This window comes from Pseudomonas tremae, from assembly GCF_001401155.1.
GTDB classification, from domain to species: Bacteria; Pseudomonadota; Gammaproteobacteria; order Pseudomonadales; family Pseudomonadaceae; genus Aquipseudomonas; species Aquipseudomonas tremae.
In genome coordinates, this window is record NZ_LJRO01000153.1 from 168,306 (window position 1) to 183,254 (window position 14,949).

At 60.5% G+C, this 14,949-nt stretch carries 10 protein-coding genes; 2 read left to right on the plus strand and 8 right to left on the minus strand.

Annotated elements, in window-relative coordinates; genetic code table 11:
* Positions 1 to 2: 2 nt before the first annotated feature.
* From ALO43_RS10735 to glnE, 8 genes are all read right to left on the minus strand, one after another.
* Positions 3 to 1,448, minus strand: coding sequence for a lipopolysaccharide kinase InaA family protein (locus tag ALO43_RS10735; protein ID WP_054997480.1), 1,446 nt, complete (start codon positions 1,446 to 1,448; stop codon positions 3 to 5).
* On the minus strand, positions 1,448 to 2,227 hold the full coding sequence (locus ALO43_RS10740; RefSeq protein WP_005888421.1) for a lipopolysaccharide kinase InaA family protein: 780 nt from the start codon (positions 2,225 to 2,227) through the stop codon (positions 1,448 to 1,450). Before ALO43_RS10740 ends, ALO43_RS10735 begins: the two co-directional genes overlap by 1 nt.
* Positions 2,224 to 2,958, minus strand: a complete 735-nt coding sequence (locus ALO43_RS10745) for a lipopolysaccharide kinase InaA family protein (RefSeq protein WP_005888418.1) — start codon at positions 2,956 to 2,958, stop codon at positions 2,224 to 2,226. Before ALO43_RS10745 ends, ALO43_RS10740 begins: the two co-directional genes overlap by 4 nt.
* Entirely contained in the window at positions 2,958 to 3,764 is an 807-nt protein-coding gene (gene rfaP, locus ALO43_RS10750; protein WP_054997481.1) for a lipopolysaccharide core heptose(I) kinase RfaP, read from the minus strand. Before rfaP ends, ALO43_RS10745 begins: the two co-directional genes overlap by 1 nt.
* Positions 3,764 to 4,885, minus strand: coding sequence for a glycosyltransferase family 4 protein (locus tag ALO43_RS10755; protein WP_054997482.1), 1,122 nt, complete (start codon positions 4,883 to 4,885; stop codon positions 3,764 to 3,766). Before ALO43_RS10755 ends, rfaP begins: the two co-directional genes overlap by 1 nt.
* Positions 4,885 to 5,949 (minus strand): lipopolysaccharide heptosyltransferase I, encoded by a 1,065-nt coding sequence (waaC, locus tag ALO43_RS10760; protein WP_005888413.1) that lies wholly within the window; start codon positions 5,947 to 5,949, stop codon positions 4,885 to 4,887. Before waaC ends, ALO43_RS10755 begins: the two co-directional genes overlap by 1 nt.
* Before the next feature lie 2 nt (positions 5,950 to 5,951).
* Positions 5,952 to 6,986: a lipopolysaccharide heptosyltransferase II gene (gene waaF / locus ALO43_RS10765; protein ID WP_024690405.1), complete on the minus strand. Its 1,035-nt coding sequence runs from the start codon at positions 6,984 to 6,986 to the stop codon at positions 5,952 to 5,954.
* A 128-nt stretch (positions 6,987 to 7,114) separates the two neighbouring features.
* On the minus strand, positions 7,115 to 10,072 hold the full coding sequence (gene glnE / locus ALO43_RS10770) for a bifunctional [glutamate--ammonia ligase]-adenylyl-L-tyrosine phosphorylase/[glutamate--ammonia-ligase] adenylyltransferase (protein ID WP_054997483.1): 2,958 nt from the start codon (positions 10,070 to 10,072) through the stop codon (positions 7,115 to 7,117).
* Positions 10,073 to 10,456: 384 nt separating this feature from the next.
* Between glnE and aceE the strand changes: the two genes are divergently transcribed.
* The gene (gene aceE / locus ALO43_RS10775) at positions 10,457 to 13,102 is read left to right on the plus strand and encodes a pyruvate dehydrogenase (acetyl-transferring), homodimeric type (RefSeq protein ID WP_024668635.1); all 2,646 of its coding nucleotides are present in this window, start codon (positions 10,457 to 10,459) and stop codon (positions 13,100 to 13,102) included.
* Between the two features lie 142 nt (positions 13,103 to 13,244).
* The gene (aceF, locus tag ALO43_RS10780) at positions 13,245 to 14,891 is read left to right on the plus strand and encodes a dihydrolipoyllysine-residue acetyltransferase (RefSeq protein WP_024668634.1); all 1,647 of its coding nucleotides are present in this window, start codon (positions 13,245 to 13,247) and stop codon (positions 14,889 to 14,891) included.
* Positions 14,892 to 14,949 lie beyond the last annotated feature (58 nt).

The following is a 14,949-nucleotide window of genomic DNA, read 5'->3' on the forward strand; positions in this document are numbered from 1 at the left end:
GCTCAGTCCGGTGCGATCTTCGGCAAGCGCTGCTCTAGCATCTGGTGCAGCGCGCTCTGCGCCGACCAGTTGCGCATGAAGCGCGCCCGGTCACGGGCATAGGCCGAAGCGAATGAAGATTGCGACCCGTGCTGCTGCATGGCATCCAGGTCGATCAGTGCCCAGCGATCGTTGTGCCAAAACAGGTTGTGCCCCTTGAGATCACCGTGACTGATGCGCTCCTCGATGAGCTGTGCGAACAGTTGATCCAGCGCCAGCAACTCGACCTCCGGGACATCGGCGGTGTCTACCCAGGGAGCAAAACGCTCGATGATGTCTGGCCCGTCGAGAAACTCGGTCACCAGCCAGGCCTTGCTGCGCAAACCCAGAAAACGTTGCTCCTGCACCGCCAGCGGTTTTGGCGTGGCGATGCCGAGGAACATCAGACGATTGCCTTCACGCCATGAATGCCAGGCACGGCTGGGGCGCCAGAAGCGCTTGAGCCAGTGGCTGAAATTCTTGATGTTGTAACGCTTGATGACCAACGCACGACCATTGACGTCGACACGGCCGACACTCGCGGCGCCACCCGTCTTGTACAGGTGCCCTTTGTCGAGCAAGGCATCAGCCTGAGTCAGCACGGGCAACATGGCGGCCTCTTCCTCGCGGCGACTGGCGCGAAACACCGAAGCGTCAGCCTTGACGCTGAAAAGGCTGCAGTCACGCACGGTCTTGCCCATGAAGTCCTTGAGCCGCCAGCTGCGAAAGCGGTCGATCTGCTTTTGCAGCGCCTCCATCGGCAGGCCATGCTCGCCATTGCTCAGGAGGTAATACACCAGCAGTTCTTCGGTGAAGGGCGCATAAGACCGTGGCAACTGGGCAAAGAAAACGCCCAGATTTTCCAGCACCTTTTGCCGGGACAGCGGTTGTCCGGCTTGTTCGGCACGAATGCCCGCACCGTCGATCAGGTACAGCTGGCCCTTGTGACGCAGCAGGTTGTCCAGGTGCAGGTCTTCCTGCCACAAGCCCTTGGCATGCTGCAGGGCGATGGCGGTCAACGCTTCGCCCAGCACCGCCTGCTGCTCATCTGCCAGCGGCGGCAGGTCCTTGACCGCATTCCAGGCATCGCCAAGACTCGATGACTGCTCCAAATATTCGAACAGCAGCCAGCCACCCTCACCTTCCTCCAAACCGTCGGCCAGTAATAGCGGCGTGGTCAGACCTTGCTCGGCAAGCAGACGTACCCCGGCCAGTTCACGTTGAAAGTGCCGTGCAGCCTTGTCGCCCACCAGCAGTTTCGCCAGCACCGTCCGCCCTCGCCATACGCCTGCGCCCACATACCGCTGCCCCGGCAGTACGCGCAGCAAGGTCAGCAATTGCAGCTCGGCCAGACCAGCAGCATCGGCCAGCGTCAGGCTGATCGGCAACTCGGGGTTACGGCCGACGTTCTTGAGTTCAGACAAGCGCATCAACGAGTCTCTTTATCATTGCGGTGTTGAAGGTCACGTTTATGGTCGCTGCGCCTGCCCAGCCGTACGCTCCAGGCATCGACCAGAGCGCTTTCCGGGCTGGCTTGCAGGTAGGCGGCCAGCAGCTCGCGCCGCTCGCTTTCATTCCATACCTGCGCACGCCGCAGCAGCGGTTCCAGATCGCGGGCAAGGTCACGTTTGCCGAAGATCACCGGCCGGGTTTTTTCCAGGTCGATCAGTTGCGCCTGATAGCCCGCGCCGCCCGGCCGGAGGAAGATATGCTTGGGGTAGAAGCAACCGTGCACCTGGCCTGCACCGTGCAGCGTATGCGCCAGTCGGCCGCAGGCCTGAAGGATCGCCAGGCGCTCACCCGCCTCAAGGCTGCTCCATTGCAACAGCAGCTCATCGAGATCGGTCCAGCCGTCCAGCGCCCGGGTCATCAGAATGGCGCGGTGCTCGCCTTCGACCTTTTGCTCGCCGTAGAACACCGCTTGCAGGGCCGGAATGCCCAGCTTGCGATAGCGGCTGATGTTACGAAACTCGCGAGAAAATGACGGCTCGCCAAAAGGGTGATGCAACGTATGCGTCAGGTAGTTGCTCTGGCGTTTGAGGTAAAAACCTTGTCCGTCCAGGTCAAGGCGAAACACACTGCTCCACCCGCCCCGCCCGGTGTTCGGCTCATCGACTGCATCGAGCCTGATGTTCCAAAGCGATTCAAAATCCGCCAGATGATGACGCGCCAGTAACGGCTGGTCGGCACTGGCAATAAAAACGCTCATTCACGGCCCTCGAAAAAGCTGACGATATGTCGAATACGTTTTTTGTCGGAGGCATTCAAACGCGTTCGCTGACGGTAAAGCAGATAGAAGCGCAGGCGCTGGGTGGCCGACAGGTGATACTTGGCAACCTTGTCCAGGCACGCCAGGTCCTTGGTGATCCGGTAGCGCAGCATGAAGCTCCACCAGAACGCACCGTTGGGGCAATCGATGAAGAACAGCCTGCCCTCGTCATCGACCAGCAAATTGCGCCATTTCAAATCGTTATGGGTGAAATGGTGGTCATGCATGATTCGGGTATAAGCAGCCAGCTGGCGGCTGATGCCTTCGACCCAATGCCTGTCGGCCAACCGGGAGTCCTTGCGCTGCGCAAGCGCGGACAGGTCTTCGGTGTTCGCCAACTCGCGAGTGATCAGCGCCCCGCGATCGTAGGCGGTGCCGTTGCGTTCAAGTCCCCAGGCCACGACCTCGGCTGTAGGGATGCCCCACTTGGCGAAACGCTTGAGGTTCTGCCACTCGGACCTGACCCTGGGCTTGCCCATGTAACGGCGCAAGCCTTTGCCCGCGCCCACGTAGCGCTTGACGTAATAGTTGACCCCGGCGCGCTCGACGCGGATCACTTCGGAAAGCGGGTCACGGGTCAATCGATGTCCTTCCAGAGCAAACACGGCATCCAGACTGCCGAAGTCCTGCGTCAGGAAGGCGTACTCGGGCTCCAGGTTCCAGCCCGCCATCAGAGCGCGTCCCCGTAGCGCACTTTGCGCTGATACAACTTGTCGGCTTTTTTATCCAGCCAGGTGAGTAGCTTCGCTTCCCTTAGCAGAATTTCGCGCAACGGTTTCTGGAAATAGACGTTGAGAAATCGCAGCTTGTCGCGCCGGGTCAGGCCGATGTCCAGCGCTGAAAAATACAGCGCGGCCAGGTCCTTGTTGCGCCAGCGTGGCGTAATCGCGCGCCGGGTCTGGGCACGATGCAGATCGATGACCGACAGCCTGAAATCATCGGCCGTCACAGGCTTGTCGGTGTGCAACAGAAAATGACAGATGTAACAGTCACGGTGGTTGACGCCCGCTCGGTGCATCATCCCGACCAGTCGGGCGACTTCGGCAATAAACGCTCTTTTCAGCCGTGGCTCGGGCGGCTCGTTACGCCAGTTGAGGCTGACATCTTCCAGGCTGGTGGTCGGTGCCAATTCTTCGGTAACGATAAACGAATGCTGCGCGGCGGGGTTGCTACCACATTCGCCATAAGCCACAGCGGTCATGGTCGGAACACCGACCTCGTGAAGACGCTCGATAGCGTCCCATTCCTTGCCGGCACCCAGCACTGGTAGCTTGGCGGTCGCCAGGTTCTTGGCAATCTCGCCCCAGCCGATACCCCGGTGGATCTTGACGAAGTAGCCGCGCCCGTCGACTTCGGTGCGCAGCGTGCGACGCCCTTCCAGCTCGCGATAGACCTCACCGCTCAGGCCCTCGACCTCGGCGAATGCATCGCGCCCGGCCCACAGGCTCTTGAACGGTTCAGCAAGGAACAGCTTCATCAATAGTGCTCCGCCAGAATCACATCCGCAGCGCGTTGCGGCATGCTGTAAAGGTCCGCCATGTCCGCAAAGGCCAGGCCATTGCGGCTCCAGGCGCTGCGCGCGGCATCGTCCTCGAGCATGCTCGCCAGGTAGCGATTGAGTTGTGCCTGATCGAACGGCTCATCCAGAACCCGCCCGCAATCGGCTTCGGCAATGTAGTGAGCGTAACCGCATACAGCGCTGACCAATACCGGCAAACCGGCCACCAGCGCCTCGAGCAGCACGGTCCCGGTGTTCTCGTTGTAGGCCGGATGGATCAACACGTCGGCGCCCAGCAGAAAACGCGGAATGTCACTGCGCCCTTTCATGAACGTCACTTGATCGCCCAAGCCCAGCGCGGCGCTCTGCAACTGGAATACTTTGGGGTCGTCCTGGCCGATTACAAACAGGCGCGTGCGTTTTTTCATGTCTGCAGGCAAGGCCGCCAGGGCTTTCAGGCTGCGATCTAAGCCCTTTGTCTTGAAACCGGAGCCGATCTGCACCAATAAAAGGTCATCATCGGCAAGACCAAACTCTTTGCGAAAGTCTGCGCGGATCTGCGGCGCATTGGGGGGCGCACGGCGATCCTGGGAAATACCCGGTGGCAGCAGGTGAAAACGCGACAGCGGCGTATCGTAATGCTTGATGAACAGCGGCTGCTGGACTTCAGAGATCATCAATACCTGGGTTTTCGAGTTCCTGGCGAATACCGCTCGCTCATAGTCGGCAAAATGACGATAACGCCCCCACTTGCGATACAGCGGGCTGCGCAGGTTCTGCGCCTTGTCCTCGAAGCAGCCATCGGCGGCGTAATACACATCCAGACCCGGCATCTTGTTGAAGCCGATCAGACGGTCCACCGGACGCTGGGCCAGGTCGGCTTCCATCCACGCCATGAGCTTCTCGTTGCGCCGATGATTGAAGAAAGCCTTGACCGGCGCAACCAGCACTTCAAAACCCGGCGGCACGTCGCCTTCCCAGATCAGGGTGTAAACACGAATCTGATGGCCGCGCTGCTGGCACTCCAGCGCGATGCGCATGAAGTCGCGTTGCAGACCGCCGAACGGGAAGTATTTGTAGAGCACGAAAGCCAGTTGCATCAGCCAGGTTCCTTTGCCAGCAACAGCGCGCCCAATTGGCTCGCTACTCGCTCGGGATTCAAACGAGTGAAGCACAGCGGCCACTCGCGTTTCAGGTCGAACCGGCGCTGATCATCGGCGCTCGGTTGGTAAGTGCATTTCTTTTGCAGGCAAGGCGCACAGGCAGGGTAATCGCTGGCCAGGTGCACCTGTGATTTGCCGTAGGCCCCGGTCAGCCCCGGGTTGGTGGGGCCGAACAGGGAAATGGTCGGCACGTCCAGCGCTGCCGCAAGGTGCCCGATTCCGGTGTCCACCGCAACGCAAGCCTGCGCACTGGCCAATATTCGCGCAACACCTGCCAGGTTCAGCTTAGGCAACACATGGGCGCTGTCCAGACCGTCGGCGATGCGCTCAGCTCGGGCCTTTTCCATCGGGTTGCCCCACGGCAACTGCACCTGCAAGCCGCGTGCAGCCATCAATTCAGCCAATTGCCGCCAATACAGCTCGGGCCAGTGCTTGGTGTCCCAGGTCGTGCCATGCAGAAACATCACAAAGGGCGCGCGCGGCGTATCGTCGAGCCCGGCCAGCAGCTTGAGACCGTAATCGCCCATGCCGGCGGGCAACTGATAACCCAGCGCCTGAGCGAACAACTGGCGCAACCGCTCGACTGCATGCTGCCCGCGCGCCACCGGCAAGGCGCGATCATAAAAGCGGCTGGCAACCGGCTCGCGAGCAGAGTCACGGTCCAGACCGGCCACCGGCGCATCGACGTAGCGTGTCAGCCAGGCACTTTTGAACAGGCCTTGAGCGTCGATCACCAGATCGTAACGCTGCTCGCGCACACGCTGCTTGAAGCGTCGCCATTCGCCTGACCTGACGGTCTGCCAGAGATTCTTGCGCCAGCGACGGATTGCCACCGGGATGACCGTATCGACCGCCGGATGCCAGCCGGGAATTTCAGCAAAACCTTCTTCCACCACCCAGTCGAAACGAATGCCGGGCAGCGCCCGTGCAGCGTCGGTCAGTGCGGGCAAGGCGTGAATCACATCACCCAGCGAGGAAGTCTTGATCAGCAGTACCCGCAAAATCAGGCCACCTCGACCGGCGTGCCACTCAGGCGAGCAAGCGCCTCAGTGACGGCGTCCGGCTCAAGCAGACGCATGCAGTTGTAATGGCCGAAACGGCAAGTGCGGTCGAAACACGGGCTGCATTCTATGCCGAGGCGCACCACTTCAACCTCGTCGGCCAGCGGCGGTGTGAAGCCTGGCGAAGTCGAGCCGTAGACCGCCACCAGTGGGCGGTTCAATGCCGCAGCAACGTGCATGAGGCCTGAATCATTGGAGACGACGGCATCGGCACACGACAGCAGATCAATGGCTTCGGCCAGCGAAGTTTCGCCGCTGAGGTTCACCGACTCCTCTCGCAAACCGGGGATCAGGTCTTGACGAATGCTTTCACCGACCGGGTGATCCTTCTTCGAACCGAACAGCCAGACCTGCCAGCCTTCACGAATCCTGGCTTCGGCGACCTGCGCGTAATGCTCGGCGGGCCAGCGTTTGGACTCGCCGAACTCGGCACCAGGGCAAAGCGCCAGCACCGGGCGATCAAGCATCAGGCCGAACTTGAGCAGTGCGGCATCGCGAGTCACAGGGTCGATACGCAAGCTCGGTTTGGGATAGGGCTGCGGCAGCTCGGCGCCCTTGTCGAAAGCCAGCGCCATGAAGCGTTCGATCATCAGCGGGTAGCGCTGTTTGTCGAGGCTGCGCACGTCGTTGAGCAGACCATAACGAAACTCGCCACGCCAGCCGGTGCGCTTCGCGATGCCGGCAAAGAACGGCACCAGCGCGGATTTCAGTGAATTGGGCAGCAGAATTGCCTGATCGTACTGGCCAGCGAGGGACTTGCCGATGCGCCGCCGGGTCGCCAGCTCAAGGGCGCCATGACCGAGCGGAAAGCTGAGCGCGGCACGAACCTCGGGCATGCGCTCCAGGATCGGACGGCTCCATTCCGGCGCCAGCACGTCGATTTCGCACTCGGGGTGACGCTGCTTCAGGCACTGGAACAGCGTTTGCGCCATCACCATGTCACCGACCCAGCTAGGCCCAACGATCAGAATTTTCATGTTCTATCCAAAAACGACCGGAAACGATCAGGGAGGCCGATCAGACTGCGTGACGTTCCCACACAACCCGTCGCCTCCCTGTCATAGCTTTATATAGTGTGCATAGGAGCATTGCGCAGCCTTGTGGCTCAGCTCAACCCCATCTGCGTCCAGATCCGCATCACCTCACGCCGCTGGGCATGAAACTGATCACCACTGACTACACCCGCCTGCTTCTGCAAAGCCTGACGGTGCGCCGCCGAGCGGTAGGCCTTGTAGGCTTCACGCAGCAGGCTGGCGTCCGCATCAGGCAACAGTCCGGCTTCTTCCAACCCTTCGAGAATCCGGATGTTATCGGTGTAGCGCAGCAGCGCAGGATGCTCTCTGGACCATGCCAAAGCGGCGTATTGCACCATAAATTCGATGTCGACGATACCACCGGCGTCCTGCTTGAGGTCGAATGGCATTGATGCTTCGAAGGCATTGGCCGCCCTGCCTGCGGCTGTCAGGCGGGTGCCGAGGTTGTCGCGCATCTTGGCACGCATCTCGCTGACTTCAGCCCGCAACGTGTCCGGATCGCGCTCGCGCCTCAATACATCGGCACGCACTTGCTCGAACTGCTCGCCCACATCGCGGCTGCCCGTCAGCACCCGGGCGCGTACCAGCGCCTGATGCTCCCAGGTCCAGGCTTCACCGGCCTGATAGCGGGCAAAGGCACCTACCGAGCTGACCAGCAGCCCGGAGGCTCCGGAAGGCCGCAGGCGCATATCGACGTCATACAGCTGACCGGAGTTGGTCTGCGTGGTCAGCAAATGGATGACTCGCTGACCGAGACGGGTGAAAAATTGCGCACTGTCGATAGGCTTGGCGCCGTCGGTCTCGGCCTGCAGATCACCGTCATGGATGAACACCAGATCCAGATCGGAACCGTGGCCCAGCTCGATGCCGCCGACCTTGCCGTAACCGACGATCACAAACCCCGGATCGCACAGCGAACCGTCGGGCCGCGAAGGCGTACCATGCCGTGCCACGCTGTAACGCCAGGCCAGCGCCAGTACCTGATCCAGAATCGCCTCGGCCAGCCAGGTCAGGTAATCGCTTACCTTCATCAGCGGCAGGCTTCCGGAGATTTCCGAGGCCGCCACGCGCAGGCTATGGGCCAGCTTGAAGTGTCGCAAGGCCTCCATCTGCTGTTCAAGGTCATCCTCGGGGATGCGGATCAACCGTTCACGCAATTCGGCGGCCAGCTCCGGGGCCAACGGCGGATTGAACAGGCGACCCTCGTTGAGCAATTCGTCCAGCAGCAGCGGGAAGCGCGCGATCTGCTCGGCAATCCACGGGCTGGCAGCGCACAGAGTCAGCAGTTGTCGCAGCGCATCCGGGTTCTCGGTCAGCAGCACCAGGTACGCCGAGCGCCTGGCCACCGCTTCGACCAGCGGCAGTACACGCTCAAGAACCAGATCAGGCTTGTCATGCTCTACCGCCTGCGCCAGCAACCTCGGGATGAACGCATCCAGACGTTCACGACTCAGGCGCTGCATCGAACGCAGGTTCGGGCTGCTGCGCAGATTGGCCAGATGTTTGAGTGCGCGGTCGGGGTCGACGAAACCAGCCTGCTGTAACTGACGGCCAGCGGCCTCTTCGTCCTGGGACTCTTCCCACAGTGGCAGCCACTCGCCGCCGACCACGACTTCGCCATCGTCCTCTTGCTCGTCGTCCGGGTCTGAATCGGGGTCAGCAATGACCTGGCGAAAATGCCAGGACACCCGACCGCGCCAGTACATCAGTCGCTCGTGGAAGCTGGCCCAGTCAGCGAAGCCCATGATCAACGCAATACGCGCCTGATCCTGCACGTTGTCGGGCAGCATTTGCGTCTGGCGGTCGGCAATGGCCTGAATGGCGTGTTCGGTGTAACGCAGAAATTCGTAGCCTTCGCGCAGCTCTTCAGTCACGGCAGACGGCAGATAACCCTGGCCTTCAAGGGTCTTCAACACCTTGAACAACGGACGCTGTTGCAGGCTCAGGTCGCGGCCACCGTGGATGAGCTGAAACGCCTGAGCGATGAACTCCACCTCACGAATCCCGCCCGCGCCGAGCTTGATGTTCTCGGCCATGCCCTTGCGTTTCACTTCCTGCTGAATCAACTGCTTCATTGTGCGCAGCGCTTCGATGGCCGAAAAGTCCAGATAGCGGCGGTACACAAACGGGCGCAGCATCTCCAGCAACTCGGCACCCGCGGCTTGATCACCGCCGACCACCCGCGCCTTGATCATCGCGTAACGCTCCCAGTCGCGCCCCTGATCCTGGTAATACTGCTCCAGCGCATTGAAGCTGAGCACCAGCGCCCCGGATGATCCGTAAGGCCGCAGGCGCATGTCGACGCGAAAAACAAAACCGTCGACTGTCACCGGGTCCAGCGCCTTGATCAATCGCTGCCCCAGGCGGATGAAAAATTCCTGATTATCCAGCGGGCGTTTGGTGCCGACCGTTTCTCCGCCCTCCGGGTAACCGAAGATCAGGTCAATGTCCGACGAAAGGTTCAGCTCGACCGCTCCGAGCTTGCCCATGCCCAGGATGACCATGTGCTGCGGCAACCCCGAGTGGCGGCCGGTCGGTGTACCGACTTGCTGACACAGGCGTGGATAAAGCCATTGGTAAGCGAGGTCGATCGAAGCATCGGCCATTTCCGAGAGATCTCGGCAGGTTTCGATCAGATCTGCCTGCCGGGTCAGGTCGCGCCAGATAATCCGGACTTGCTGACGCGCGCGCTGTCGACGTAGATTACGCCCCAGTTCATCTTCGCTGGCGGCGTCGAGCAGTGCGTCGGCAATCCGGGCGCGCAATTGGCCAGCAGAAAAGCTACGCTCCAGCTCGCCCGCATCGGCCAGTTGCAGCAGCATCTGCGGGTCACGGCAGATTTGTTCGGTTACAAAATCGCTGGCTGCACAGACCCGATCGAATGCCTGGCGGCGTGCCTCGGGCCAGGCCTTGAACGAGGCCAGCGCTTCGTCTGACACATCGGCCAGCGCGGCCTCGAAAGTTTGCCGGGCACGGCTGATCAACGGCAGCAGAATGGCCGGAAAATCGGCCAGTGAAGGTAGGCTCATGGTCTATCCTTGATCGGCGTGCAAACGCCCGCCCGTCGTGTGCCGGAGACGCGTCTGCCACCACCGCTTGTCGAACAAAGGTTATAAATTGCTGGAAAAATCAAATTAGAAGCATAAAAATCCGCTTTTTACCGGCAAGATATTCAATAGCGACCAACAGTAACGTTTTAAGTCACAACACAACAGAAGCGATTGAGTCGCTTCTCTGTAGTTTTACTACTGGGTCCATTACGTGGAGGGCTGAAATCGTCGTCGATTTGTAGTAAAACTACACGCCGCCGGATCCCACCCTCCGGTAATCCAAGAATTTATGTCGTCTGCCCACAAGGCCAGTCGCAAACTCAGGCAACCGATTCTGGAAGCCTTTCCGCCCTGGAGCAAGCCATGCAAGACCTCGATCCCGTCGAAACCCAGGAATGGCTGGACGCCCTGGAATCGGTTCTCGACAAAGAAGGCGAAGACCGCGCTCACTACCTGATGACCCGTCTGGGCGAGCTGGCCACCCGTAGTGGCTCGCAGCTGCCATACGCCATCACCACGCCATACCGCAACACGATTCCTGTCACCCACGAAGCACGCATGCCTGGCGACCTGTTCATGGAACGCCGCATTCGCTCGCTGGTGCGCTGGAACGCATTGGCCATGGTTGTCAAAACCAACATCGGCGACCCGGATCTGGGCGGCCACATCTCCAGCTTCGCCTCCAGCGCCACGTTGTATGACATCGGCTTCAACTATTTCTTCCAGGCCCCGACCGACGAACACGGCGGCGACCTGATCTACTTCCAGGGCCATGCATCGCCAGGCGTCTACGCCCGTGCATTCCTGGAAGGTCGCATCACTGAAGACCAGATGAACAACTTCCGTCAGGAAGTCGACGGCAATGGCCTGTCTTCTTACCCACACCCGTGGCTGATGAAGGATTTCTGGCAGTTCCCGACTGTATCGATGGGCCTTGGCCCGATTCAGGCAATCTACCAGGCACGCTTCATGAAGTACCTGGAGCACCGCGGTTACATTCCGGAAGGCAAGCAGAAGGTCTGGTGCTTCCTGGGTGACGGCGAGACCGACGAGCCGGAATCCCTGGGCGCCATCGCCCTGGCCGGTCGCGAGAAGCTCGACAACTTGATCTTCGTCGTCAACTGCAACCTGCAGCGCCTCGACGGCCCGGTTCGCGGCAACGCCAAGATCATCCAGGAACTGGAAGGCGTGTTCCGTGGCGCTCAGTGGAACGTCACCAAAGTCATCTGGGGCCGCTTCTGGGACCCGCTGCTGGCCAAGGACGTCGATGGTATCCTGCAACGTCGCATGGACGAAGTCATCGACGGCGAATACCAGAACTACAAGGCCAAGGACGGCGCGTTCGTCCGCGAGCACTTCTTCAATTCGCCTGAACTGAAAGCGATGGTTGCCGATCTGTCCGACGACGAGATCTGGAAGCTCAACCGTGGCGGTCACGACCCGTACAAGGTCTACGCGGCGTACCACGAAGCCGTCAACCACAAAGGTCAGCCGACCGTGGTTCTGGCCAAGACCATCAAAGGTTACGGCACAGGTGCTGGCGAAGCGAAAAACACTGCGCACAACACCAAAAAGGTCGATGTAGACAGTCTGCGTCACTTCCGTGATCGCTTCGACATCCCGGTCAAGGATTCCGAGCTGGAAGCCCTGCCGTTCTACAAGCCGGAAGAAGGCAGCGCCGAGGCCCGCTACCTGAGCGAGCGTCGCGCAGCACTGGGCGGCTTCGTGCCTCAGCGTCGCGCGCAGAGCTTCAGCCTGCCAACCCCGCCACTCGACACCCTCAAGGCCATCCTTGACGGCTCGGGCGACCGTGAAATCTCCACCACCATGGCGTTTGTGCGCATCCTGACGCAACTGGTCAAGGACAAGGAAATCGGCCAGCGCATCGTGCCGATCATCCCGGACGAAGCCCGTACCTTCGGCATGGAAGGCATGTTCCGCCAACTGGGCATCTACTCGTCTGTCGGCCAGCTCTACGAGCCAGTCGATAAAGAACAGGTGATGTTCTATCGCGAAGACAAGAAAGGCCAGATTCTCGAAGAAGGCATCAACGAAGCGGGCGCCATGTCCTCCTTCATCGCTGCCGGTACTTCGTACTCCAGCCACAACCAGCCGATGATTCCGTTCTACATCTTCTACTCGATGTTCGGTTTCCAGCGTATCGGCGACCTGGCCTGGGCCGCTGGCGACAGCCGCACCCGTGGCTTCCTGATTGGCGGCACCGCCGGGCGTACTACGCTGAACGGCGAAGGTCTGCAGCACGAAGACGGTCACAGCCATATCCTGGCATCGACCATCCCGAACTGCCGCACCTTCGACCCGACTTACGGCTACGAACTGGCAGTGATCATCCAGGACGGCATGCGCCGGATGTTCGAAGAACAGCAGGATGTTTTCTACTACCTGACCGTGATGAACGAGTCCTACGCTCAGCCAGCCATGCCGGCCGGTGTCGAGGAAGGTATCGTCAAGGGCATGTACCTGCTCGAAGAAGACACCCGGGAAGCGGCGCACCACGTCCAGTTGCTGGGCTCGGGCACCATCCTGCGTGAAGTACGCGAAGCGGCGAAGATTCTCCGTGACGAGTTCAACATCGGCGCTGACGTGTGGAGCGTTACCAGCTTCAACGAACTGCGCCGCGACGGCCTGGCTGTAGAGCGCAACAACCGCCTGCACCCTGGCCAGAAGCCGGAACTGAGCTATGTCGAGGAATGCCTCAACGGTCGCAAAGGTCCGGTCATCGCGTCGACTGACTACATGAAACTGTTCGCTGACCAGATTCGTCAGTGGGTTCCAACCAAGGAATACAAAGTCCTGGGCACCGACGGTTTCGGCCGTAGCGACAGCCGCAAGAAGCTGCGTCACTTCTTTGAAGTCGATCGTCACTTCGTGGTGCTGGCCGCCCTGGAAGCCTTGGCTGATCGTGGCGATATCGAACCCAAGGTCGTGGCGGAAGCCATTGCCAAGTTCGGCATCGATCCTGAAAAACGCAATCCACTGGACTGCTAAGAGTCTGCTTCAAGAGCGCTGATCAGAGCGTAGACAGCCGAGGATGCGGAATTTACCCACCGTAAATGAGCATCCAACGCTGTTTCGTTGTAACTGAACCAGCGTATTCGTGAGTGAACAGGTTCTCCTGAGGAGAGACATAGTGAGTGAGTTAATTCGCGTACCCGACATCGGCAACGGTGAAGGCGAAGTCATTGAGCTGATGGTCAAGGTCGGTGATCGCATCGAAGCTGACCAGAGCGTTCTGACGCTTGAATCGGACAAGGCGAGCATGGAAATCCCTGCTCCCAAGACTGGCGTCATCAAGGCCATGAAGGTCAAGCTGGGCGACCGCTTGAAAGAAGGCGACGAGCTGTTCGAACTGGAAGTGGAAGGTGAAGCATCTGCGGCGCCTGCCCCTGCTGCCGAACCTGCAGCTGCCGCCGCCCCTGCCGCTGCTGAAAAGCCTGCCGAAGCTGCGCCTGCTGCCGCCGAACCAGCGCCAGCTGCAGCTGCCACCGTTCAGGACATTCATGTCCCGGACATCGGCTCTTCGGGCAAGGCCAAGATCATCGAACTGATGGTCAAGGTCGGCGACTCCATTCAGGCTGATCAGTCACTGATCACCCTGGAGTCAGACAAGGCCAGCATGGAGATTCCATCTCCTGCGGCAGGCGTCGTTGAAAGCATTGAAGTCAAACTGGATCAGGAAGTCGGCACCGGCGACCTGATTCTGAAGCTGAAAGTCGAAGGCGCTGCGCCTGCCGCTGCACCGGCACCTGCTGCCAGCGCTCCAGCTGCTGCTCCGGCCAAGGCTGAAGCGGCTGCCCCGGCAGCAGCTCCTGCACCTAAAGCCGAAGCTGCACCCGCTCCGGCCGCACCAGCAAAAGACGGCGCCAAGGTTCATGCAGGCCCGGCCGTTCGTCAGCTGGCGCGCGAGTTCGGCGTCGAGCTGAACGCGGTCAGCGCCACCGGCCCTCACGGCCGCGTGCTGAAGGAAGACGTTCAGGCTTACGTCAAGACCATGATGCAGAAAGCCAAGGAAGCTCCAGCTGGCGGCGCAAGCGGCGGCTCGGGTATCCCGCCGATTCCGGAAGTCGATTTCAGCCGTTTCGGCGAAATCGAAGAAGTGCCGATGACGCGTCTGATGCAACTGGGCGCATCGGGTCTGCACCGCAGCTGGCTGAACATTCCGCACGTCACGCAATTCGATCAGGCCGACATCACCGACCTGGAAGCTTTCCGTGTTGCGCAGAAAGGCGCTGCCGAGAAGGCTGGCGTCAAGCTGACCGTGTTGCCTTTGCTGCTCAAGTCCTGCGCGCACCTGCTCAAGGAGCTGCCGGACTTCAACGCTTCGCTGGCACCAAGCGGCAAGGCTGTAATCCGCAAGAAATACGTGCACATCGGCTTCGCCGTGGACACCCCGGATGGCCTGCTGGTCCCGGTTATCCGCGACGTCGATCAGAAGAGCCTGCTGCAGTTGGCCGCTGAAGCCGCTGCACTGGCTGAAAAAGCGCGTAACAAGAAACTCACTGCGAACGACATGCAGGGCGCTTGCTTCACCATCTCCAGCCTCGGCCACATTGGCGGCACCGGCTTCACGCCGATCGTCAACGCGCCGGAAGTGGCGATCCTTGGTGTTTCCAAGGCAACCATCCAGCCAGTCTGGGACGGCAAAGCCTTCCAGCCGAAACTGATGCTGCCGCTGTCGCTGTCCTACGATCACCGCGTGATCAATGGCGCAGCTGCTGCACGCTTCACCAAGCGCTTGAGCGAATTGCTGGCGGACATCCGCACAATCCTGCTGTAAGCCAGGCAGGCCCGCCGCATGGCGGGCCTCGCTGTACACCTTTGCGAGCTGCCACGCT

Coding starts and splice junctions, on each gene's coding strand:
- ALO43_RS10735 (WP_054997480.1), bottom strand. CDS start 1,448: ATGCGCTTGTCTGAACTCAAGAACGTCGGCCGTAACCCCGAGTTGCCG.
- ALO43_RS10740 (WP_005888421.1), bottom strand. CDS start 2,227: ATGAGCGTTTTTATTGCCAGTGCCGACCAGCCGTTACTGGCGCGTCAT.
- ALO43_RS10745 (WP_005888418.1), bottom strand. CDS start 2,958: ATGGCGGGCTGGAACCTGGAGCCCGAGTACGCCTTCCTGACGCAGGAC.
- rfaP (WP_054997481.1), bottom strand. CDS start 3,764: ATGAAGCTGTTCCTTGCTGAACCGTTCAAGAGCCTGTGGGCCGGGCGC.
- ALO43_RS10755 (WP_054997482.1), bottom strand. CDS start 4,885: ATGCAACTGGCTTTCGTGCTCTACAAATACTTCCCGTTCGGCGGTCTG.
- waaF (WP_024690405.1), bottom strand. CDS start 6,986: ATGAAAATTCTGATCGTTGGGCCTAGCTGGGTCGGTGACATGGTGATG.
- glnE (WP_054997483.1), bottom strand. CDS start 10,072: ATGAGCCTACCTTCACTGGCCGATTTTCCGGCCATTCTGCTGCCGTTG.
- aceE (WP_024668635.1), top strand. CDS start 10,457: ATGCAAGACCTCGATCCCGTCGAAACCCAGGAATGGCTGGACGCCCTG.